Source organism: Pseudomonas sp. R4-34-07 (assembly GCF_003852375.1).
GTDB lineage: Bacteria > Pseudomonadota > Gammaproteobacteria > Pseudomonadales > Pseudomonadaceae > Aquipseudomonas.
In genome coordinates, this window is record NZ_CP027760.1 from 3,765,526 (window position 1) to 3,788,168 (window position 22,643).

General features: G+C 63.5%; 17 protein-coding genes. 7 read left to right on the forward strand and 10 right to left on the reverse strand.

The window, feature by feature from the left end; translation table 11 throughout:
- Nucleotides 1-5 precede the first annotated feature (5 nt).
- The 4 genes from C4J85_RS17310 (at nucleotide 6) to C4J85_RS17325 (ending at nucleotide 4,750) form a co-directional block, all read left to right on the forward strand.
- Entirely contained in the window at nucleotides 6-1,274 is a 1,269-nt protein-coding gene (locus C4J85_RS17310; protein ID WP_124410316.1) for a Zn-dependent hydrolase, read from the forward strand.
- Nucleotides 1,271-2,677: an amidase gene (locus C4J85_RS17315; protein WP_124410317.1), complete on the forward strand. Its 1,407-nt coding sequence runs from the start codon at nucleotides 1,271-1,273 to the stop codon at nucleotides 2,675-2,677. The genes C4J85_RS17310 and C4J85_RS17315 overlap by 4 nt, the downstream gene beginning before the upstream one ends.
- Nucleotides 2,678-2,823: 146 nt before the next feature.
- Complete coding sequence (locus C4J85_RS17320) at nucleotides 2,824-3,687, forward strand: LysR family transcriptional regulator (protein ID WP_124404647.1); 864 nt, start codon at nucleotides 2,824-2,826, stop codon at nucleotides 3,685-3,687.
- A gap of 58 nt (nucleotides 3,688-3,745) precedes the next feature.
- Nucleotides 3,746-4,750, forward strand: coding sequence for a LacI family DNA-binding transcriptional regulator (locus tag C4J85_RS17325; RefSeq protein ID WP_124410318.1), 1,005 nt, complete (start codon nucleotides 3,746-3,748; stop codon nucleotides 4,748-4,750).
- Here C4J85_RS17325 and C4J85_RS17330 read toward each other — a convergent pair.
- The 10 genes from C4J85_RS17330 to C4J85_RS17375 all read right to left on the reverse strand — a co-directional run bounded on the left by C4J85_RS17330 (nucleotide 4,747) and on the right by C4J85_RS17375 (nucleotide 17,919).
- Nucleotides 4,747-5,472 carry an SDR family oxidoreductase gene (locus tag C4J85_RS17330; RefSeq protein WP_124367547.1) on the reverse strand — a complete coding sequence of 242 codons (726 nt, stop codon included), beginning with the start codon at nucleotides 5,470-5,472 and terminating at the stop codon, nucleotides 4,747-4,749. The genes C4J85_RS17325 and C4J85_RS17330 overlap by 4 nt on opposite strands.
- Nucleotides 5,473-5,712: 240 nt before the next feature.
- Nucleotides 5,713-7,245: an FGGY-family carbohydrate kinase gene (locus tag C4J85_RS17335; RefSeq protein WP_124410319.1), complete on the reverse strand. Its 1,533-nt coding sequence runs from the start codon at nucleotides 7,243-7,245 to the stop codon at nucleotides 5,713-5,715.
- A 2-nt stretch (nucleotides 7,246-7,247) separates the two neighbouring features.
- A complete protein-coding gene (locus C4J85_RS17340) occupies nucleotides 7,248-8,327 on the reverse strand; it encodes an alcohol dehydrogenase catalytic domain-containing protein (protein ID WP_124410320.1) in 1,080 nt (359 codons plus the stop codon).
- Nucleotides 8,328-8,353: 26 nt separating this feature from the next.
- A complete protein-coding gene (locus tag C4J85_RS17345) occupies nucleotides 8,354-9,346 on the reverse strand; it encodes an ABC transporter permease (protein WP_124363446.1) in 993 nt (330 codons plus the stop codon).
- Complete coding sequence (locus C4J85_RS17350) at nucleotides 9,312-10,820, reverse strand: sugar ABC transporter ATP-binding protein (RefSeq protein WP_124410321.1); 1,509 nt, start codon at nucleotides 10,818-10,820, stop codon at nucleotides 9,312-9,314. The genes C4J85_RS17345 and C4J85_RS17350 overlap by 35 nt, the downstream gene beginning before the upstream one ends.
- 63 nt (nucleotides 10,821-10,883) lie before the next feature.
- Nucleotides 10,884-11,807, reverse strand: a complete 924-nt coding sequence (locus tag C4J85_RS17355; RefSeq protein WP_124410322.1) for a substrate-binding domain-containing protein — start codon at nucleotides 11,805-11,807, stop codon at nucleotides 10,884-10,886.
- A gap of 333 nt (nucleotides 11,808-12,140) precedes the next feature.
- Nucleotides 12,141-13,583, reverse strand: coding sequence for a hypothetical protein (locus tag C4J85_RS17360; RefSeq protein ID WP_124410323.1), 1,443 nt, complete (start codon nucleotides 13,581-13,583; stop codon nucleotides 12,141-12,143).
- A 149-nt stretch (nucleotides 13,584-13,732) separates the two neighbouring features.
- Complete coding sequence (locus C4J85_RS17365) at nucleotides 13,733-14,797, reverse strand: lipocalin-like domain-containing protein (RefSeq protein ID WP_124410324.1); 1,065 nt, start codon at nucleotides 14,795-14,797, stop codon at nucleotides 13,733-13,735.
- Nucleotides 14,787-17,249 (reverse strand): ABC transporter permease, encoded by a 2,463-nt coding sequence (locus C4J85_RS17370; RefSeq protein WP_124410325.1) that lies wholly within the window; start codon nucleotides 17,247-17,249, stop codon nucleotides 14,787-14,789. The genes C4J85_RS17365 and C4J85_RS17370 overlap by 11 nt, the downstream gene beginning before the upstream one ends.
- 1 nt (nucleotide 17,250) lies before the next feature.
- A complete protein-coding gene (locus C4J85_RS17375) occupies nucleotides 17,251-17,919 on the reverse strand; it encodes an ABC transporter ATP-binding protein (RefSeq protein WP_124367556.1) in 669 nt (222 codons plus the stop codon).
- A 280-nt stretch (nucleotides 17,920-18,199) separates the two neighbouring features.
- Between C4J85_RS17375 and C4J85_RS17380 the strand changes: the two genes are divergently transcribed.
- From C4J85_RS17380 to C4J85_RS17390, 3 genes are all read left to right on the forward strand, one after another.
- A complete protein-coding gene (locus tag C4J85_RS17380) occupies nucleotides 18,200-18,877 on the forward strand; it encodes a histidine phosphatase family protein (RefSeq protein WP_177413584.1) in 678 nt (225 codons plus the stop codon).
- Nucleotides 18,878-19,064: 187 nt separating this feature from the next.
- Nucleotides 19,065-20,720 carry a lipid IV(A) 4-amino-4-deoxy-L-arabinosyltransferase gene (arnT, locus tag C4J85_RS17385; protein ID WP_124410326.1) on the forward strand — a complete coding sequence of 552 codons (1,656 nt, stop codon included), beginning with the start codon at nucleotides 19,065-19,067 and terminating at the stop codon, nucleotides 20,718-20,720.
- Nucleotides 20,721-20,742: 22 nt separating this feature from the next.
- Nucleotides 20,743-22,260: a glycosyltransferase family 39 protein gene (locus C4J85_RS17390; protein ID WP_124410327.1), complete on the forward strand. Its 1,518-nt coding sequence runs from the start codon at nucleotides 20,743-20,745 to the stop codon at nucleotides 22,258-22,260.
- Nucleotides 22,261-22,643 lie beyond the last annotated feature (383 nt).

A 22,643-nucleotide genomic window follows, 5' to 3' on the forward strand; every position in this document is an offset into this window, starting at 1 on the left:
TGCCCATGAACAGCTTTGCGCAACCGCTAACCAGCAACGCCCCGCTGATCGATCGCGACCGCCTGTGGCAATCCTTGATGGACCTGGCCCGGCTTGGCGCCACGGCCAAAGGCGGCGTGTGCCGCCTGGCCCTGACCGACCTGGACCGCCAGGCCCGTGACCTGTTCGTGCAGTGGTGCGAGGCCGCCGGCTGCAGCGTGACTGTGGACGCCATCGGCAATATTTTTGCCCGCCGCGCCGGGCGCAATCCCGCCCTGCCCCCGGTGATGACCGGCAGCCACATCGACACCCAGCCCACCGGCGGCAAGTTCGATGGCTGCTACGGGGTGATGGCCGGCCTGGAAGTGATCCGCACCCTGAACGACCTGCAGATCGAAACCGAAGCGCCCATCGAAGTGGTGGTGTGGACCAACGAAGAAGGCTCGCGCTTCCCGCCGTGCATGATGGGCTCCGGGGTATTCGCCGGTAAGTTCGACCTGCAGGACACCCTCGACAAACAGGACGAACATGGCCTGTCGGTGGGCGCGGAATTGCAGCGCATCGGTTATGCCGGCTCCCGCCCTGTGCTGGGCCATCCGGTGGGCGCGTATTTCGAGGCGCATATCGAACAGGGCCCGGTGCTGGAGGACCAGGCCACCACCATCGGCGTGGTGATGGGTTGCCTGGGCCAGAAATGGTTCGACCTGACCCTTACCGGCGTCGAAGCCCATGCCGGGCCGACGCCGATGCACCTGCGCAAGGACGCCCTGGTGGGCGCCGCCGAGGTGGTCAGCGCGGTCAACCGCATCGCCCATCAGCAGCAGCCTCACGCCTGCGGCACCGTCGGTTGCCTGAGCCTGCACCCCGGCTCACGCAATGTGATTCCCGGCCAGGTGCACATGACCCTCGACCTGCGCCACCTGCATGCGGACAAGCTGCACGCCATGGTCGACGAAGTGCGCGGCGTGATCGAAGCCAGCGCCGCCCGGCACGGCTTGACGTTCGAACTGACCCCCACCGCCGACTTCCCGCCCCTGGACTTCAACCCCACCTGCGTGAATGCCGTGCGCGAGGGCGCGAAGGCCTTGGGCTTGAGCCATATGGATATCGTCAGCGGCGCCGGGCATGACGCGATCTTCGTCGCCGAACTGGGCCCGGCCGGGATGATCTTTGTGCCGTGTGAAGGCGGCATCAGCCACAACGAAATCGAAAACGCCGCGCCGGATGACCTGGCGGCGGGTTGCGCGGTGCTGCTGCGCGCCATGGTCAATGCCGCACAGGGAGCCCAGCCATGAGCGAGATCGGCCAACTGACGGCGGTGCAACTGCTGCAGCATTTTCGCGACAGGACCTTATCGCCGGTGGAGGTCACCGAGGACGCGCTGTTGCGTATCGAGCGCTATAACCCGCTGGTGAATGCCTACTGCCATGTGGACCCGGAAGGTGCGTTGAATGCGGCACGCGCCGCCGAGCAACGCTGGCTCAAAGGCCAGCCCTGCGGCGCGCTGGATGGCGTGCCGGCCTCGATCAAGGATTTGACCTTGACGATGGGCATGCCCACCCGCAAGGGTTCGCGCACCACGTCCGCCGAAGGGCCGTGGAACGTCGATGCGCCCTTCACCGCCTTCATGCGCAAGGCCGGCGCGGTGCTGCTGGGCAAAACCACCACCCCGGAGTTCGGCTGGAAAGGCGTCACCGACAACCCGCTGTACGGCATCACGCGCAACCCCTGGGACACCCGCACCACGGCGGGCGGTTCGTCCGGTGGCGCCGGAGCGGCAGCGGCGCTGAACCTCGGCGTGCTGCACCAGGGCAGCGACGCGGGCGGCTCGATCCGAATTCCCTGTGCGTTCACCGGCACCTTCGGCATCAAGCCGACCTTCGGTTATGTGCCGCAATGGCCGGCGAGCTCGATGACGATCCTGTCGCACTTGGGCCCGATGACGCGCACCGTGGAAGACAGCGTGCTGATGCTGCAGGCCGTGGCGCAGCCGGACGCGCGGGACGGGCTGATCGGTGCGCCGAGAACCACGCCGTGGCTGACGCCAGGTAACGATCTGAAGGGATTGCGCGTCGCCTACAGCCCCACCTTGGGTTACGTGGATGTGGACCCGCAGGTGGCCAGGGTGGTCGCCGCGGCGGTCAATGGCCTGGTGCAGTTGGGCGCCCATGTCGAACAGATCGACCCCGGTTTCAGCGACCCGTTGGAAGTCTTCAGCACCTTGTGGGCCGCCGGCGCTGCGCGGTTGACTCGCAGCATGAGCGACGCGCAGAAGCAGCTGCTCGATCCCGGTTTGCTGCGCATTGCGCAACGAGGCGAACGCTTGAGCCTGGATGATTTCAATGCGGCCCTGGAGGCACGTGCGGCGCTGGTCGCGCGGATGGCGGCGTTCCATGAGCACTACGACGTACTGGTGTCACCGATGATGCCGATCACCGCGTTCGAGGCCGGGCACACCGTCCCGCCGGGTTCGGGCCTGGAGGAATGGACGCTGTGGACGCCGTTCACCTACCCCTTCAACCTCACCCAGCAACCGGCCGCGTCGGTGCCGTGCGGGCTGGCGGCGAATGGGCTGCCGGTGGGGCTGCATGTGGTGGGTGCGCGGTTTGCCGATGAGCAGGTGTTGAGGGTGTGCCACGCGTACGCCAAGACATTCCCCACCCAACACCTGCAAGCCCCGCTCACCGGAACACTCTAGATCCAAATGTGGGAGGGGCTTGCTCCCGATAGCAGTGGTTCAGTCAACTCATGTGTGGCTGACACACCGCCATCGGGAGCAAGCCCCCTCCCACAGTTTTGACCGCATTCCACTACAATGCCCTCCATTCATTCCCGGGGGGCTTCATGGACATCGAACTGGCACGCACCTTCCTCGAAATCACCCGCTGCGGCAGCCTGGCCGCGGCCGCGGAGAAATTGCACGTCACCCAGACCGCCATCACCGCACGGGTGAAAAACCTCGAGAATCAGTTGGGCAGTACGCTGTTCGTGCGCAATCGCGCCGGGGCCAGGCTGACCGCCGATGGCGAGGCCTTCGTGGTGTACGCCAACCAGTTGCTGCAAACCTGGGAAGCGGCACGCCGTGACCTGCCGTTGCCCGATGGCTATCGCAATGTGCTGCATATCGGTGGCGAAGTCAGCCTGTGCAACCCGTTGATGCTCGGCTGGGCCAAGGCGCTGCGCGAGCGGATACCGGGGCACGCGCTGCGCACTGAAGTGCGTGAAGGCGAGTACCTGTTGCGCCAGTTGGAACTGGGGGTGCTCGACGCCGCGCTGGTGTTCCAGCCGCAGTACTGGCCGGGCTTGCAGGTGGAGCAGGTGCTGGAAGAAAAACTGATCCTGGTGCAACTGGCGAGCAAGCCCGAGCCCTACGTGTATATCGATTGGGGCCCAGGCTTTCGCCAGCAGCACGACGCCGCCCTGCCCGACCGGGCGCGTGCTGCGGTGAGTTTCAACCTGGGGCCGCTGGCGTTGCAGTACATCCTGGAGAACGGCGGCGCCGGGTATTTCCGCACGCGGGTGGTGCAGAGTTACCTGGACAGCGGCGTGATGCAGCGCGTGGCCAAGGCGCCGGAGTTCAGTTTTCCGACCTATCTGGTGTACTCGCGGGCACGGGACTCGGCGGTGCTGCAGCAGGCGTTGGCGTTGCTGCGCGAGGTGGTCAAGGCCGAAGGTGACTGGTCGCAACGCTGGGACCCGCTGATTTGAATCACCCTGCCCCTGCGCCCATGCTAGCCTGCGGGTGTTTCCTCTCGCAGCCTTACCGATGAACAAGAAAAAGTCCGTCACCATCAGCGACATCGCCAAACGGGTGGGCATGACCACCATCACCGTGTCCCGGGCGCTGAGCAAACCCGACCTGGTCAAACCCGCCACCCTGGCGCGCATTCTGGAAGTGGCGCGCGAGCTCGACTACGTGCCCAACGCCTTCGCGCGCGGGCTCAAGCGCAGTGAGAGCCTGATCATCGGTGTGATCACCGCATCCGTAGACAACCCGTTCTACAGCGAGATGATCAAGGCGATTTCCCGCGAAGCGAAAAAACACGGCTACACCATCATGCTGGTGGACACCGATGAGCTGGAAGAACTGGAAAGCAAGGCCGTCGATACCCTGCTGGGGTATCGCGTGGCGGGGATCATCCTGTCGCCGGTCTCCGATGAGCCAAGTTACCAGCCCGACTATCTCGAGCGCCTGGGCAACGGCAAGACACCGGTGGTGCTGCTTGACCGCACGCTGCATGACAGCCCATTCAGCCGCGTGGTGCTCGACAACTACCACAGCGGCATCCAGGCCGCAAAGTATCTGTTGCGCCAGACCCCGAACCTTGAGCGCCTGCTGGTGCTGACCGGCCCCGAGCACTCGCGCATCACCGTGGAGCGCCTCAAGGGCCTGCGCGAAGTGCTCGCCGAACATCCCCAGGTGCAGGTCGAAGTGCAGGCCGGGGACTACACGTTGATGCCGGCTTACCTGCACACCCTCGACTACCTCGCCGCGCGCTCGGCGCCGGACGCGATCATGGGTTTCAACCAGTTGATCACCCTCGGCGCCCTGCGCGCGTTGCGCATGCACAACATCGCCCATGACAGCCTGACCATCTGCGGCATCGACCGCCTGCCCTTCGCCGACATTTTCGGTGTGCCCATCGCCTGTGTGGCCCACGACGCATCCCTGGCTGGCAGCAGCGCGGTGCGCCTGCTGCTCGATCGCCTGCAAGACCCGCACAAACCACGGGACAAGGTGGTTATCGCCGGGCAGCTGGAGAACGGCTAGCGGCTGGTATAGCCACCATCGATGGGCAGGCTCACGCCGCTGATCATACTGGCGGCATCGCTGAGCAGGAACAGCACGGGCAACGCCACTTCCACGGTTTGCGCAAAACGGCCGAGGGGAATCGCAGCCAGCGCCGGATCTCGCTTGGCCGGATCCGACCAGGCCATGGTCGCCATCGGCGTGAGCGTGACAGTGGGGTTGACACTGTTGACGCGAATGCCGAAGCGGCCCCATTCAGCGCACTGCACGCGGGTGATCGCATCCAGCGCGGCCTTGGAGGCGCAGTAGCCGAGGTGATCATCCAAGGCCACCAGCGAGGCCTGGCTGGACACGTTGACGATACTGCCGGCGATGCTCGCCTCGATCATCCTCGCCGCGACACGGCTGGCCACCTGCGCAGCGGCGCGGGCGTTGACGTTCATCACCTGGTCGAAGGCCGCAGCGCTGATGGAAACGGCGGGCTCCAGGCGTGAAATGCCGGCGCAGTTGACCAGGCCGTGCAGGGGCGGCAAGTCTTGCAATGCTTTATCGAGGGCCGCGCTGTCAGCGATATCCAGGCTCAGGGTATGGCAGCCTAATTCGGCCAAAGCTTGAGCATCGCGGCCCAGGGCGAATACTTCAGCGCCGCTGAGGATGAGCTGCCGGGCGATCTCGCGACCGATGCCACTGCTGGCGCCGGTGACGAGGATGCGGTGACGGGTGAAGTCAAAGCTGGCCTGCATAAATGAATTCCCAAAATAATGAAGATCCCCTGTGGGAGGGGGCTTGCCCTATGCCATTCAGTTAAGGCTTTTTGTAGGAGCGAGCTTGCTCGCGAAAAACTCACAAGCACCGCGTTTATTCAGGAAGCACGCGTTATCGTTGACGTTTTTCGCGAGCAAGCTCGCTCCTACAGACGGTGGTGTACGCTTAACTGACTGGCATTAGGGCAAGCCCCTCCCACATTTTTGGCCAATGTTGGCTCAGGTGGCTTGCAGGTTGTGCATGATCGGTTTCAGGGCCGGGTAGAGCTTCAGATATTCGGAAAACGCCTGGTCGTAGATCGCGACGTTCTCGCGCTTGGGCTGTGCGCGCAGCGTCAACTGCACCCAGCCCTTGTCCATCTGCCCATCACTGACCATCCCCACCGTATGCGCCGCCAACAATGCAGCGCCGAGCGCTGCTTCGACTTCCTGGACAAGGGTGTACACCGGGTAGCGCGTCACATCCGCGATGATCTGCATCCACAGATCCGAATGGCTCGCACCGCCCACCACGATCAAACGCGGGTCAAGGGAATGCGCGCCCTGGGTGCCGGCTTCGATGTTGTGGCGCAGGGCAAAACTCACCCCTTCGAGCACGGCGCGGTACAGGTGCAGGCGCGTGTGATACAGGTTCAACCCGACAAAACTGCCACTGGCGCGGTCATCCCATACCGGGCTGCGCTCCCCCATCAGGTACGGCAGGAACAGCAGGCCCTCGCTGCCCGCCGGGATCGTCATCGCGCCCTGTTCCAGCAGCGCCAGGCTGTCCTGGCCGGTGGCCTGGGCCTGTTGCTCCTCGGCCTGGCAGAACTGCTCGCGAAACCAGCTGACCGACGCCCCGGCGGTGATCGCGCCGCCGAAGATGTACAGGTCGCGATGGCCGTTATAGACGTGAGGCATGCTCACCAACCCGTGGTGCGCGTCGACCTGCTGGTTGAGGTAGCCCCAACACATGCTGGTGCCGATCATTGCCACATGGTTGCCCGGTTGGGTCACGCCTGCAGCCAGGGTCGCCATGGCCGCATCCACGCCACCGGCGAGCACCGGCGTGCCTGCCTGCAAGCCCAGGCGAACGGCCCAGTCTCCAAGCAGACCGCCCACCACTTCGCCGGAATACACCAACCGCTCGGGCATCATCGAGTGCGGGATGCCCAGCGCATCGAGCATCTCGCCCGACCAGCTGCGCGCAGCCACATCATAGACACCGCCGATATTGCCGGCGCTGCTGTGGTCCACCGCCAGCGCGCCGGTCAGGCACCAGTTGATGTAGCTGTTGGGCGGCAGCAAATAGTGCGTATTGGCCCACACCTCAGGCCGATACTGCTTGAGCCAGAGCATCTTGGTGAAGCCGTAGTAACTGTCCACCGAATTCCCGGTGATCGCCAACAGCCGCTCCAGGTCCATATGCTCGCGCACCCACTGCACCTGCTCGCCAGCGCGCCGGTCCATCCAGATCAGGCACGGGTGCAACGGGGTGATCTGCGCATCCACCGCGATCCCCGAACCGCCATACAGGCTGCTGATGCACAGCGCTTTTACCTGCGCCTTCTCCACACCGGCCTTGACCATGCACTGCGCCACGCACGCCTCGACCGCCGCCAACCAGACCTGTGGCCATTGTTCGGCCCAGCGCACTTTCGGGGTATCCACGCGATACCCCTGGCTGTGCTGGGCGATGAGCGTGCCATGGGCATCCACCAGCAGCGCCTTGGTGCTCTGGGTTCCGATGTCGACCCCGATCACGTAGTCCATGGTCAGAGCACCGGCTTCAACAAGACCTTGATCGACTTCGTGGAATTGGCCAGCTCAAAGGCTTCGGCAAAGTCATCCAGCGGGAAGTCATGGGTCACGATGCCCTGGGACGTGACCAGGCCGCGCTCGAACAGGTCGATGGCGATCGGGTAGCAATACGGGCCGAGGTGGGCGCCGCGTACGTCCAGCTCCTTGCGGTCGCCGATGATCGACCAGTCCACGCTGGTCTCGGCGCCGAACACGCTGAACTCGACGAAACGCCCGAGCTTGCGGATCAGGTCCAGGCCCTGGGTGACGCCGGCCGGTACGCCGGTGGTCTCGATGTACACGTCGCAGCCATAGTTGTCAGTAAGGCCGTTGATGATCTCGCGGGCGTTGTCGCGGGACGGATTGATCACCACATCGGCACCGAACTTCTTCGCCAGCTCCAGGCGCTCGTCGACCATGTCGATCACCACCAGTTTCTTCGGCGTCTTCAGCGCCGCCACCTGCACCATGCACAGGCCCAGGGTACCGGCGCCGGCAATCACCACCACGTCATCGAGCTGGATATCGCCACGGTTGACCGTGTGGATCGAGCAGGCCATCGGCTCGACCAGCGCCGAGTCTTCCAGGGACACCGACTCGGGAATCCGGTGCACGATGGCGGTCTTGGGAATGCGCATGTACTGCGCCATGCCGCCCTCGGCGACTTCACGCTGGAAGCCGAAGATGTTGTGCACTTCGCACATCCAGTATTTGCCCGACTTGCAGAAACGGCACTTGGCGCACGGCACGATTTGCTCGGCGATCACCTTGTCACCCACCGCCACTTCGAAGTGTTCCTCGGCGCCCTCGCCCGCCTCCACCACATAGCCAAAAAACTCGTGGCCCGGCACCACCGGCGCCTTGACCCAGGGGTTGTCGCCGCCCCAGAACATCGCCGCGCCGGAATGGCACTTGCAGTCGCTGGCGCAGATACCGCACGCGGCGATACGGATCACCAGTTCATTGGCGCGCGCCTGGGGTTTGCCGATGCGCTCCAGGCGGTAGTCTTTCGGGCCGTGGCAGACGACGGCTTGCATCTCTGTGTGCTTGTCCATGGTGTTCGTCCTGTGTTGATCGTTGTTTATCGATGGCGCTGACGGCTGATAAAGATCGCCAGCAAAATGATTGCGCCCTTGATCACGCTCTGCACGTAAGGCGAGACGCCGAGCATGTTCAGGCCGTTGTTCAAAACGCCGAGCAGCATGGCGCCCAGCAGCGTGCCGACGATCACCCCGCGCCCACCGGCAATCGATGCCCCGCCCAGTACCACGGCGGCAATCGCATCCAGCTCGAACGACACGCCGGCATTCGGCTGGCCGCTCATCAAGCGCGACGTCAGCACCAGCCCGGCAATCGCGGCGGTGAGGCCGCTGATGCCGTACACCAGCAACTTGAAGCGCGCCGCCCGCACCCCGGACAAGCGCACCGCCTCTTCATTGCCGCCGATGGCGTAGATGTAGCGACCGATGCGCGTGTGCTGCAGCAGCACATAAGCCGCCAGGTAGGTGAGCAGCATGATCAGGATCGGCACCTGGATGCCCCACACGCTGGCGCGGCCGAAGAAGGCGAACCACTCCGGCAGCCCGGAAATCGGGTAGCCGTCGGTGTACATCAGCCCGAACCCACGGGCGATGCCCATGGTTGCCAGGGTCACGATGATCGGCGGCATATGCAGGTAGGCCACGAACAGGCCGTTGCCGATGCCGAACGCCACCCCCACCAGCATCCCCGCGCCGATGGCCAGGCCCGGCGGCACACCCGCGACCATCAAGCCGGCCGTGAGCGTGCCGGACAACGCCATCACCGGCCCCACCGACAGATCGATGCCGCCGGTGAGAATCACGCAGGTCATGCCCACCGCGATAATCGCGTTGATCGATACCTGGCGGGCGATGTTCGACAGGTTGCTGGCGGTGAGAAAGGTGTCACTGGCCAGGATCATCACCAGGGTCACCACCACCAGCCCGACGAAGGGATAAAACGCCGGCGAGCGCAGCAGCCGCGCCAGGTTCAGGCGCAACCGGCCGCTGCCTGCAAGATTAATGGACGTATTCACTGGAGCCCCCTGTTGCATGGCGCATGACCTCTTGAGGATTGACGGCGGACGCTTCCAGCACCTTGACGATCGCGCCCTTGTGGAACACCGCGACGCGGTCGCACATGCCGATGACTTCCGGCAGTTCGGAGGAAATCATGATGATCGCGTAGCCCTGTTCGGTCAGGCTGCGCATCAGCGCATAGATCTGCGCCTTGGCCCCCACATCGATGCCACGGGTGGGTTCGTCGAACACCAGCACGTCGCAGTGGTGGTTGATCCAGCGGGCGATCACGACTTTCTGCTGGTTGCCGCCGCTGAGGTTGAACACTCGGCTTTCCGCGCTGGGCGCCTTGATCGATAGCTGGCGCATCAAGGCTTCGACGCTGGCGCATTCCCTGGCCTTGTCGATCAGGCCCGTGGCGTTCTGGTATTTGGGCAGGTTATTCAGCGAGATATTTTCGCGAATGCTGAAGTCGGTGATCAGCCCTTCGCTCTTGCGGCTCTCCGGCAGCAGGCCGATGCCATGGGCAAGTGCCTGGGCCGGGTCGTCGAGGCTGACCTTGGCGCCGCGCAGCCATACGTCTTTGCTCACCGAGGGCAGCGCGCCCATCATGCCCAGGGCCAGCTCGGTGCGGCCGGAACCGACGAGGCCGGCAAAGCCGAGAATCTCACCCTGGTGCAGGTTGAAGCGGTTGTGCGGGCCGTTGCGCACCAGCTGAATGTCCTTGACCTCCAGCAGCAAAGGCCCGCGTTCTGTGGTGGGTTTGGGCGGGAAACTGCAGGCCAGGCGGCGGCCGACCATCATTTCGACCAAGCGGTCGATGTCGCTGTCGGCCACATCGGTGACGCCCACGTTAGCGCCGTCGCGCAGCACGCTGATGCGGTCGCACACCTGGAAAATTTCTTCCAGATGGTGCGAGATAAAGATCACCGCCACGCCCTGGCGCTTGAGCTCACGCATGATCTCGAACAGCAACTCGGCTTCGCTGGGGGTCAGCGTCGCGGTGGGTTCATCGAGCACCAGCAAGCGCGCGTCCAAGGCCAGGGCCTTGGCGATTTCGACGAACTGCTGCTCGGCCACGCTCAGGTGCTTGACCGCGCAATCAAGGTTGATCGACACACCCAGGCGCTTGAACAGCGCTTCGCAGACCTCACGCATGTCGCGCTTGCGCAACAGGCCGAAGCGGTTGCTCAGCTCGTGGCCGAGAAAGATGTTTTCCACGGCCGTGAGGTAGGGAATCAGGCTGAACTCCTGGAACACGATGCCGATGCCGGCGGCAATCGCGTCCCGGTAGGTCGCGAATTGCCGGGCCTGGCCGTCGATCAGAATCTGCCCTTCATCTTGATGCTCGACGCCGCCGAGGATTTTCATCAGGGTGGATTTGCCCGCGCCATTTTCCCCGAGCAACGCGTGGATTTCGCCGCGCTCCACTTGCAGGTTGATGGCCGTGAGGGCTTGTACCCCCGGGTAACGCTTACAGATATTTTCCAGCTTCAGAAGACTGCTCATACCGCCGACCTCGCATTCAGAAGGACAACCCGAGCCCCACGGCTGGCGTGGGGCGCGGGCGATTTACCAGCTGAAGTCCTTGGCCTTGGCCTGGTCGATCAAGGTGATGTCCACCGGCAGCGTGGCGGGCACTTGCGCGCCCCACTTCCTGGCCAGGGCAATGCCCAGGGCGAGGCGGATCTGGTCGCGGGGGTATTGGGCCGAGGTGGCGATGAACTTGCTGCCGGGTTTCTGGATCGCCTTGATCGCTTCCGGCGCGCCGTCGACGCTGACCAGTTTCACATCCAGGCCGCTGGCTTCGATGGCCGACAGCGCACCAAGGGAGCCGTTGTCGTTCACGCTGAAAATGCCCTTGAGGGTGGGCTGGGCCTGCAACATGTTTTCGGTGACGGTCAGCGCCTGGTCACGTTCCTGCTTGCCATTCTGGATGCTGACAATCTTGATCTGCGGGTGCTTGGCCACCGCCTCCTTGCATCCGCGCACACGTTCCAGGATCGGCACCACGGCGATGCCGTCGAGGATGGCGATGTTGCCTTTGTCGCCGATGTTCTTGGCCAGGTATTCGCAGGCCTGGAAACCGGCGTCGTAGTTTTTCGAGCCGACGAAGGAATCCAGCGGGCCATCGGCCTGGGCGTCCACCGCCACCACGACCACACCGGCGGCATGGGCGGACTTGACCGCCGATTGCACGCCCACCGAGTCGGTCGGGTTGATCAGCAGGATATCGATGCCTTTTTGCAGCATGTCTTCGACATCGCTGACTTGCTTGGACACGTCATGGCGGGCGTCGGTGATGATCAGTGTCGCACCAATGCTCGCGCCGGCTTCTTCCAGGGCGTTTTTCATGGTGACGAAATAAGGATTGTTGATTTCCTGGAACGAAGCGCCGATGCGGATCGGTTTGGCAGCCTCGGCAAAAACGGCGGAAACGCTGCCCAGGGTGATGCTGGCAGCCAGTAAACACAGGGTTTTCGGGAGCATTTTCATGGCGTGGGTCTCTGTTTTGTTTTTATTTTTAGAGCAAATGTTATCGTTAACATTTTGCGAGAAGCTAGCAAGTAAATGAGGCCCGCGCAAGGGGCCGTTGATCAGTCTTGATTCAAATGTGGGAGGGAGCTGATCGTTCCCACGCTCTGCGTGGGAATGCCTTCTGCGACGCTCCGCGTCGCGCCAACCGCTGCACGTTTCGGCTACCGCGCACAGGTGACGCAGAGCGTCACGGGCTGCATTCCCACGCGGGAGCGTGGGAGCGATCTATACACACGAAGCAAAAAAAGGGGCAGCCCCTGGAGGCTGCCCCTTCTGTTTCACATCACGCTGTCAAGGGATGATGGTCTGGGTGCAGATATGCCCCAGGCTGACGTATTGCTTGCTATCACCGCCGACACCCACGCCGGGGAACTCGGCCAGTTCGATGCGCCAGCCACCCTCGTTGTAAGTGGTTCTCCACCGGTACGGCACACCGGTGCTGCTGTCGTTGATCACCGTGGTGTAATCACCGAAGCAGGTGCCGATATTGGCCGTGGCCGTGGACGCACCGGCGCTGTTGGTGGTCGCCGGGTAGTCGACCCAGTGGAAGTTCAGGTCAACGAAGTGGTTGTCCACACGCAACACCGGGGTGACGCCCAGCAGCGGCGCGCCGGTGGAGTCAGACCACTGGGTCGACCAATTCAACTGCCGCGCGGTTTGGGTGGCCAGCGGAGCCTCGCTGACCGGCACCCGCACGATGTTGTCACCCTTCACATCAAACGTCTTCAGGCTCGGCGTGGAACCCAGGCTCAACTGGTAATACTTGCTTGGGTCCTGCGCCACCGCCGGGTTGGCCCGCACACGCACCTTCACCGTAGTGCCCGGCGCGACGCTCGGGTAGGTCGAGGTGGAACCCGCCGGCACGGTGATCCAATTGGCACCATCGAAGCGATCGAAGATCCACTGCTCACGGCTGCCGTTCTCATCGCCCGCCAGGTACATGCTCACGCTTTGGCCACGGACCGCCTTGAAGTCGAAATAATCGACGTCGCCGGCATTGTCGAGGTTACCGCTGAGTTTGTTCATCGAGTCCGGCAAGACGAACGCGGTTTGCGCGCTGTCGTTGGGCTCAAACGCGTCGACGTTGCTGTCCACCGCCACGCCGAAACTGAACTGCGCGTTATCGGCGACATTGGCCACCATGTACCAGTAATAATCACCGGCCGGCAGTACACCGTTGAGGTATTCATCGGCATTGCCCGCGGCATCCGAAGTCCCCACCACACTCAGGTTGCCCTGGCCGTCGTCCTGAAACAGGGTCAGCGCCATATCCGCGCCTGCGCTCTGGTTGACCAGTTGCACCTGCACCCGCGCGTTTTGCGGCAGGTTGAAGTGGTAGGCAAATTCGTTACCGGCCTGCACTCCATCGACGGTGTAGAGCGTGTTGATATCCAGGGTTGGGAACAGCGGCTCAAACGCTGCAACCGCCGCGTTTTTCAGCTCGCTTTGCGCCGGTTTCTTCAGCGCACCGACCACGCTGTCGAACGGCGCGGACTTGAGGGCTTTGGTCACTGCCTTGGATTGGCCGGACTTGGCCACCGACAGTTTCTTTTTGAGTTGCGGCGAGACCTGCGAGGCGTCCAGCTTGCCGCCGGACTTGAGCGCTTTGTTCGCGGCCTGCTTGACCGCTTCGGCACTGAGTGTCCGAGGCGCTTGATCAGCGAGGGAGAAGGCCGAGACGAAGCAGGAGGCCATCACGGCCGCACTTAGCATAAGGGCTTTTTTCGATTTCATTTTTTTATCCATCCATAGTTAAAAAATTGAAGCTCAGGTGAGCGGTGACATCCGGTCACCTGGGATGGACTGTAGGACGATACTGTTTATATGTACAGTATTTTCTCAATTTTTTGTCGGTCATGTCGGAGCAAGCCCGATGAAAAATCCTAGTACCCGGTCATCTCCAAATACCCCACCCCACCGTCGAACTTCACCGGCCCTTCCCAATAGGGAATTCCCAGGTTCATCCACGCCTTCGGGTTGACGGCTTCGGTAGTGATATCCAGGTGTTTGCCGGGAATTTTCAGCGACCAGCGCGTGGGGATATTGCGCCCCTCGATCTGGGTGGTGGTCAGCGGCGCCAGTTGGATATCGGCGTTATGCAAGGTCTCGGTACGGCCTTGCGCATCGATCCAGGTGCCGGTGAGGTAGCCGCCACCGTCCTTCTGCCGCACGCGAAACAGCATCAGGTGTTCGCCTCGGTCCAGGTGCAGGGAGAACCAGTCCCAACCGGTCTGGTTCGCGGCCAGTGGCTGGCTGCTCCATTCACGGTCGAGCCAGGCGGGGCCGCTGACCTGGTAGGTCTGGCCGTCGATGCTGAGGCTGCCGTTGGCGCTGAAAAATGGCTGGCTGTAGTAGTAGGACGCCTGGCCCTGGTCGGACTTGCGGCTGTAGCCGTTGTCGCCTTGCAGCACCAGCGGGCGGCTGGAGGTCAGCTGCAGGTCGTAGGCGAACTGCGCGCCATGGGCCTTGAGTTGCATGGCGGCCAAGGGGTTGGCGGCGCCAGGGCGGGTGGCGAAGGTCCAGTCGTCGATCCAGGCGCTGAAGGGCTGCGCCTGCGCCCCGGCCTGGCCGACGCCACCCCGGGCGAAGCGCTCGGCGGCGTAGTGCCGGGTGGCGGAGGTGACGGCGGCATGGCCGAGCCAGATGGTTGGGTCGCGCCAGCCCGCTTGCGGCGGCCCCGCTTTCACGGCATTGCGAAACAGCGTCCATTGCACGCCGAAGGCATTGCCCTGCGCGTCCTTGAGGTTGGCGGTGACGTACCACCATTCAATGCGAAAGCCCGGATGGGGGCCGTGGTCCTCGGGGAAGCTGAAGACTTTGCCGGGCACTACTTGGACAAAGTCTGCCGCATCGCTGCCCAGGCCGGCGAAGCTCTCCTGGGGCGCCGGCGCCTGGTCGCAGGCGCTCAGCAGCAGCAACACCGCCCACCCCAACGCTTTAATCTTCATGGGCAAAGGACCTCAACAAATCCGCCGGGCGGCTGCGATACAGCTGCCACAACGGCCAGGCCGAGGCGAGCAAGGTGGCAAGCATCGCCAGCCCCATCAATTGCGCCAGCTGCCACGGGAACACCTTCAACGGCAGGCGCCAGCCAAAGGCTTGTACGTTGATCACCGCATCCAGGCACCACGCCAGCAACAACCCCAACGGCAACGCCAGCACCAGGGTGAGTACCGCCAGCAGCCAGGTCTGGCCGAGGTTGAGCAGCATCAGTTGGCGGCGCGTCACCCCCAGGGCCCACAGCGGCGCGAGTTGGCCGAGGCGGCTCTGACTCTGGGTCAGCAGGCTGATGAACAGCGCTACACCCGCCACGCCCAGGGTCAGGCTGTTCAACGCGGCGGTGGCGGCGAAGGTGCGTTCGAAGACCTGGCTGGACCAGCCCTTGAGTTGTTGTTGATCGACGATGCGGCTGTCTTCCAGGGCGAATTCACGCTGCACTTCACGTATCAGCGGCTGCACGTCCTGGGGCGCCACGCGCAGGTTGAAACGCACCGGTGACAGGGTCGGCCAATGCGCCAACAGGTGCTTGGCGTTGACCAGCAGATGGCCCTTGGGGTTGCCGTAATCGGCGTAGATCCCGACGATTGTCGGCGCCCATGGGCCCTGGGGCGTGGGGACTTGTACCGTGTCGCCCAGTCGGACGTTCAAGCGTCGCGCCAATTGCTCGCTGAGCATCACGCTGTCGTCCTGCAGCAAGCGGTCCCAGGGCGTACTCGCCGCCTCCAGCAACGGCCAGTGCTGGCGATAGGTGGGGTCGTCGACCACGCCAAACACCTCCGCCGGCCAGCCTTGCAGTTGCACCGCGACCTGCCAGCTGGGCAGCACCGCACGCACCAGCGGTTGTTGCGCCAGCCACGCCTGCAGGTGCTGCGCCTGGGCCGGATTTTGCGGGTTGAGGTACAGCTCGGCGGTAAGGCGCTGTTCCAGCCAATTGTTGAACGTGCTGCGAAAACCCGAGGTCATGGAGCCTGCACCGATATTCGCCGCCAGGGCCAACAGCAGCGCCATCAGTGCCAGGCTCAAGGCCGGCAATTGCTGGCGGCAATCGGCCAGGAACCATTGGCCCAGCACCGAACGGCTGCGCCCCAGCACGCCCTTCAACAGCGCATTGAGCAGTACCGGCAAGCCGAGTGCGGCGCCCAGCAGCAAGGCCGCCATCAGTACGAACCCGGCGGCCAGGCTGTTGCCCCAGACCAGCGCCAGCAAGGCGATGAGCAGGGCCGCAGCCGCCACCCAGCCCTGGCGCCGCAACCAACGCCCGTGGGCCTCATGCCAGGCTTGGGAGTTGGCCAGCGCCAGCAGCGGCAAGCGTGCCGCACGCCACAGGCTGCTGGCCCCGGCGAGCAACGCACCGAGCAGGCTCAAGCCCAGGCCGGCCAGCCACCACCACGGGCTCAAGCTCAGTTGGCCGGCGACTTCGGCACCGTACAGGCCGCGCAGGCTGGCCGCGACATCCGGCAGCAACAGGCTGGCGAGCAGGTAACCGCTGGCCACACCGAGCACGCCGCCGAGCAACGCGAGGAACCCCAGCTCAACGCCCAGGCTCAGGATCAGCATGCGTGCGCTGACCCCGCAGGCGCGCAGGGTGCGCAGCAGGCCTCGGCGTTGCTCCAGGGCCAGGCCGATGGCCGCGTGCACGATGAACAGCCCCACCACAAAGGACAAAAAGCCCAAGGCGTCGAGGTTCAGGTGAAAGCTTTCGGTGAGGCGCGAGAGGTTATTGTCGTCGCCCTGCTTGAGTTGCAGCCCGGCGGGCGGCGTGGGATGAGCGGCGGCGAAGCGGTTGTCCAGGAGCAGGCGCGACAGCCGTCCATGCATGTCGAGCAAGGGCTGGGCAAAGCCGATGTCGGTGAGCAACATGCCGGGGGCCATGTCCGGCTGCACCTGCAACGGCGGCAGGCGTTGCCCGTTAGCCGTCAGTGGTTGTTCGCCTGGGCGCAAGCCAAGGTCCTGCAAGGTCTGCGCGGCAATCCAGGTGCGCCCCGGCGCCTCGAAAAACGCGAGCATCTGTGCCTGGCTCAAGCGTTGCCCCGCCACGCTGCCGCTGCCGGGCAACGACACCGGCTCGATGCCCATCAATTGCAGGCGCTGTTCTTCATGCCCTTTGAGCACTATCCGCCCCTGCACCACCGGTGACACCGGCCATCCGGCACGGCGCAGCTCGGCGAACAACGCCTGCGGGAAGCCGGCACCGTCCGGCGCGCTCAAGCTGGCTTGCGGTGCGCCGCCGATCAACTGGCTGGCGCGCGCATAGCCGTCCCGCGCCTGGCTGTTGAGGGCCTGCACCCCGGTCAATAACGCGGTGGCCAGCCACAGGCCGGTCAGCACGCTGAAAAACTGCACGGGGTGGCGCCGCCAATGGCTCAATAGCGCCCGCAGCGCCCAATGGAACACCGCCATCTCAGCGCGGGTCCATCGGCACGACGCGGCCGTGGTGCAGCACCACTTGCTGATCCAGCCGAGCGGCGAGACGCGGGCTGTGAGTGACCATCAGCAGGCTGGTGGGGCTGTCGCGCAGCAGGTCGAGCAGCAGTTGCAGCACTTCATCACTGGTGGTTTCGTCGAGGTTGCCGGTGGGCTCGTCGGCCAAGAGCAGACCGGGGCGCGACGCCAGTGCGCGCCCCACCGCCACCCGCTGTTGCTGGCCGCCGGAGAGCTGCTCCGGGTAACGCTTGAGCAGGTCGCCCAGCCCCAAACGCTCGACTAACTGCGCCTGCCACAGCGGATCGAAACGCCCGGCCAGGCGCGCCTGGAACGCCAGGTTGTCCTCGACGCGCAAACTGCCGATCAGATTGAACTGCTGGAACACCAGGCCGATTTCGGTGCGCCGCCAATGGGCCAGTTGCCCTTCGTTGAGGCGATCGAGGCGCTGGCCGCCGATCAGGATGCTGCCGCCATCCACGCGGTCGAGCCCGGCCACCAGGTGCAGCAACGTGCTTTTGCCACTGCCCGACTCGCCCATCAGCGCCAGGCTGCTGCGCGCCCCCAGGTGCAGATCGACGCCTGCCAGAACGGCCAGCGGGCCTTGAGGGGTGGCGTAATGTTTAACAACACCTTCTACCTGCAACATCACCAACACTCGGGTTAAGGACTGCAAACGAGAATAACGGCTGCCGCGCGTTTCTACGCAATTTTTTCACATTGATTTCACCGCTTGCCCACCCCCGACACTTTAAATTCCCACCCACGCCTCATTAACCGGACACTTCAAAGTTGCCCAAAACGGTGTTTCTTAATATCCATATGTTCAGCTAAAAGACAGCAGCCCTATGACAGGCTTTTGCTCCACTAAGGGCATCTGCCGTATTAGTTGCGTCTGTCTTTTAACAACAAAACATTCATTCGTGTCCATGGTGAACAACGTGGCAGACATCACCCTGACCAAACCCCCACGGGCCAGGTTAAAGCGCCTGAAGAAATTCCGGGTGCCTGTAGCAAGTATCATCGTGTTCGCATTGCTATTTACCGGTTTTTTATTCTGGCCACGGTCACCGGAAGATCTGGGCATCGGCAACCGCCTGGTCACCTCCGGGGTGCTGGCCAGTTGGCGCAACGGCGACCTGGTCGTGCTGGTGCGCCACGAAGAGCGCTGCGACCGCTCGCACAATCCCTGCTACGGGCCCGCCGACGGCCTGACGGTCGATGGCACGCAACGCGCGGCCGACCTGGGCATAGCCTTTGAAACACTGGGCATGGAGCGCACCGACGTGCTCAGCAGCCCCACCACGCGTACTGCGCAGACATCGTTGTTCATGTTCGGCAAGACCGAGCTGTCCCCTGGCCCCCTCGCCATCTGCGGCGATGCCATGGGCGAGGAAATCCTCGGCCATAAACAGGCGGATCGCAACCTGATGCTGATCACCCATAGCGCCTGCATGAGTGATTTCCAAGCCGCGCTCGGCTACCCCCATGCGCAAGCCGCCGAGTATGGCAGCGCACTCTTCGTAGAGGTATTGCCCAACGGCACACTCAAAGCAATCGGCACGATGAAAATCCAGGAATGGGCCGCCGCGCTGAAGCAACTTTAAATACACTTTTTTACATATTGCCCAGTAGTGCGTTCAGCAAGACGACAGCCTGCGTCTGGCATTTTAAGTGCGCCTGTTAGTTCAGGACGCCCTAACTTCCCAATGAATTAGTGACCCTCTTAATGCCTGACGTCTTTATCTGTTCAAACTTCGCACGCACGACTGAACGCCATGGCGTGACACGGTCATGAGCCGATTGCAGCCCTTGCCGGTGCTATTGCTTGGCCTTGTGATGTTCTTCGTGCTGCCGTTGGGTTTGCACGGTTTATGGATTCCGGATGAAACCCGCTATGCCCAGGTCAGCCAGGAAATGCTGATGAGCGGCAACTGGGTGGCGCCGCACTTCATGGGGGTGCGTTACTTCGAGAAACCAGCCGCGGGTTATTGGCTGATTGCCCTGGGCCAGGCGGTGTTTGGCGAGAACCTGTTCGGCGTGCGTATCGCCTCGGTCCTGACCACGGCGCTGAGCGTGCTGTTGGCCTACGTGATTGCACGCCGTCTGTGGAACGAGCCGCGTAAAAGCTTCGCCTGCGCGCTGCTCTACATGAGCTTTGGCCTGGTGGCCGGGCAAGCGGGCTATTCCAACCTCGATCCGCAATTCACCTTCTGGGTCAACCTGAGCCTGGTCGCGCTTTGGTTTGCGCTCGACAGCGCCACCCCACGCGGTCGCCTAGGTGCCTGGGCCTTACTGGGGCTGGCCTGCGGCGTGGGCTTCATGACCAAGGGCTTTCTGGCGTGGCTGCTGCCGGTGCTGATCGCCGTGCCGTACCTGATGTGGCAGCGACGCGTCGGCGAGTTGCTGCGGTACGGGCCTTTGGCGATCCTGGTCGCGGTGCTGGTCTGCTTGCCGTGGGTGTTGGCGATCCATGGACAGGAACCGGATTACTGGCGCTTCTTCTTCTGGCATGAACACATCCGCCGCTTCGCCTCGGACACTGCGCAGCATGCGCGGCCGTTCTGGTTTTTCCTGCCGATCATGGTGGTGGCGTGCCTGCCCTGGTCAGCCCTGTTGCCCGTTACCCTGCTCAAGGCCTGGAAAGACAAACGCCAGCCCGCCATTGCCTTTCTCGCCCTGTGGCTGTTGCTGCCCCTGGTTTTTTTCAGCCTGAGCAGCGGCAAGCTGCCGACCTACATCATGCCGTGCCTGTTACCTTTGGCGCTGCTGATGGGCCATGCCTTGATCGACCTGATCAACCAACACAAGACCCGCGCGATCTTCATCAACGGCGCGCTCAACTTCGTCCTCGGCATGGCGGCCATGGTCACGCTGATTTACCTGCAGATCGCCAGCCCGATCTACAGCAACAGCCACGCCGAGATGTTCAGCCTGTCCCTGACCTTTATCGTGCTGCTCGGCTGGATCCTGGCCAACCTGCTGCAAGCGATGCGCCCGTTGACCTTATGGGCGACGCCGGCCCTGGGTATCGGCCTGCTGGTAGCGCTGCTGCCGGCGGGCATGCCGCACACCATCGCGGCGAACGAAATGCCCGACCAGTTCGTGCTTGAACATCTGGATGAACTGCAACACACCCATGCTTTGCTGAGCAATGAACTGGGCTCGGCGTCTGCCCTGGCGTGGCGCCTGCGCCGGCCGGACGTGGCGTTCTACAACACCGCGGGCGAACTGCGCTACGGCCTGGACTACCCGGACTCGCAGGCGCGCAAGGTCACCCTGGACAGCGTTCAGTCGTGGTTGGCCGAGGCCCGCCGCCAGGGGTCGGTCGGCGTGCTGATGCGCGTCATGAGCACCAGCGAACACCTTGAGGAAGGCCAACTGCCGCCCGGTGGCAAGCGCTACCGCAAGGGCGACCTGGTGCTGACGATTTACCCCCGACAACCTTGATCGCCTCAAAGGAAACAGCCCAATGCGCTTGTGGAAAACCGAACGTGGCGCCCTGGCTTTATTGCTGGGTGTCTCGGCCTTGCTCCTGCTGCTGGGCCTGGGCAGTCGCGAGCTGTGGGGCCCGGAAACCCGCTGGGCGAACATCGCCCTGCAGATGCTGCAAAGCGGTGACTACTTCGATCCGTACCTGAAGGGCACGCCCTATTACGACAAACCCCTGCCCTCCTACTGGCTGATCACCGGCTTCGCCAATTTGATGGGCGGCCTCGGCCCGTGGTCACTGCGCCTGTCCTCGGTGATCGCGGCCTGGCTGAGCATCTGGCTGGTGTACTTGATCGGCGAACAGCTGTTTCGCAAAGGCACCGGGCTGATCGCCGGCTGGATGCTCGCCACCACTTTCTACTTCCTGTTCTGGGCCCGCGTGGCCACGGCCGATGTGCTGACCGTGTGCGGCGTACTGGCGGCGGTCTGGTGGTACTGGCGCGGGCCGGATGACACCCGGCTGGGGCGTTACACCGTATTCTTCCTGCTGCTGGCAGCCACATCGCTGTTCAAGGGCCTGATCGGGTTTGTGCTGCCGGGGCTCGCGCTGTTGCCGCACCTGCTCAGCGAACACCGCTACAAACGCCACCTCAACCTGCGACTGGTACTGGCCCTGCTCATCGCCGGCGCGTTCTACGCCATTCCCTTCGGACTGTCACACCTCTACGGCGCCCCCACCTACGGCGAGAGCGGCCTGGAACTGGTGTTTCGCGAAAACGTGGTGCGCTTCTTCGACCCCTTCGACCATATGGGCCCGATCTACACCTACCTGATCTACCTGCCGGTCTACACCCTGCCGTGGGCGCCGTGCTGGATGCTCGGCGCGTGGCTCGCCCTGCGTCACTGGCACCGCACGCCGCCCAACGTGCGCTGGCTGCTGTGGAGCCTGGGCCTGTTGTTCGTGTTCTTCACCGCCAGCGGCAGCCGACGCAGTTACTACGTACTGCCCCTGGTGCCCTTCGCCCAATTACTCGCCGCCTGGTGGCTGAGCGAACGCCTGCGCCAACACCCGGCCAGTTGGCCGCGCTGGCAAACAGGCTTCGGCATCGCCGCCGGCCTGCTGGTCTTGGTGCTGGGCGTGATCTACCCCTGGACCACGCGCAACGGCGGCGTGACCCGCTTCGCCGAGGACGTCCAAGCCCAGGCGCTGAAAAGCGCGCCGTGGAATCAATGGCAACTGGTACTGGTGGAAGTCGACAACAAACTGCCGATGTACCTGCAGAACGGCGGCAAACCGTTCTACTACGTGAACGAAACCCAGGACTTCCCGCGCCAGGGCGATAGCGCCGCGTTCATGGCCTGGCTGGAAAAAACCAGCGGCCAGGGCTTTGATCCAAGGCACACGATTATCGTCGCGCAGTACTCCAGGGAAGATCCCGTGCCGTTGGCGTTTCTGGGGGTTGATCACCAGGTGGTCAAGACGCAACCGGATAATGGGGAGCGGTTGTTTCAGAAGCGGTCGGGGGGGAGTGTGGCGTTTATTCCCGCAGGGCCTTGAGACGCGGGCAATGCATAAGCGAGCACGGCGACTGTTGGGTCACACAATACAATAGCTGGCGTTTCGTCATGTTTAACAAAGACCGGGCCGCTTCGCGCCCCAGCGGGAGCAAGCTCCCTCGCCACAGGGGACCGAGAGGTGTCAGGGCTGCCTGCGATCGTTCCCACGCTCCGCGCGGGAATGCAGCCCGTGACGCTCTGCGTCACCTGTAGGCAGTAGCGGTTGGCGAGACGCGGAGCGTCCCAGGAGGCGTTACCACGCAGAGCGTGGGAACGATCCCCTGTCGTTCACCCGCTGAAACACTTTCAAAGGGCCAGCAAGCCACATCTCTTTAAATTGCAGGACGTTTCCGAGACAATCCCCGCCGCCTTGTGCCGGTTGGA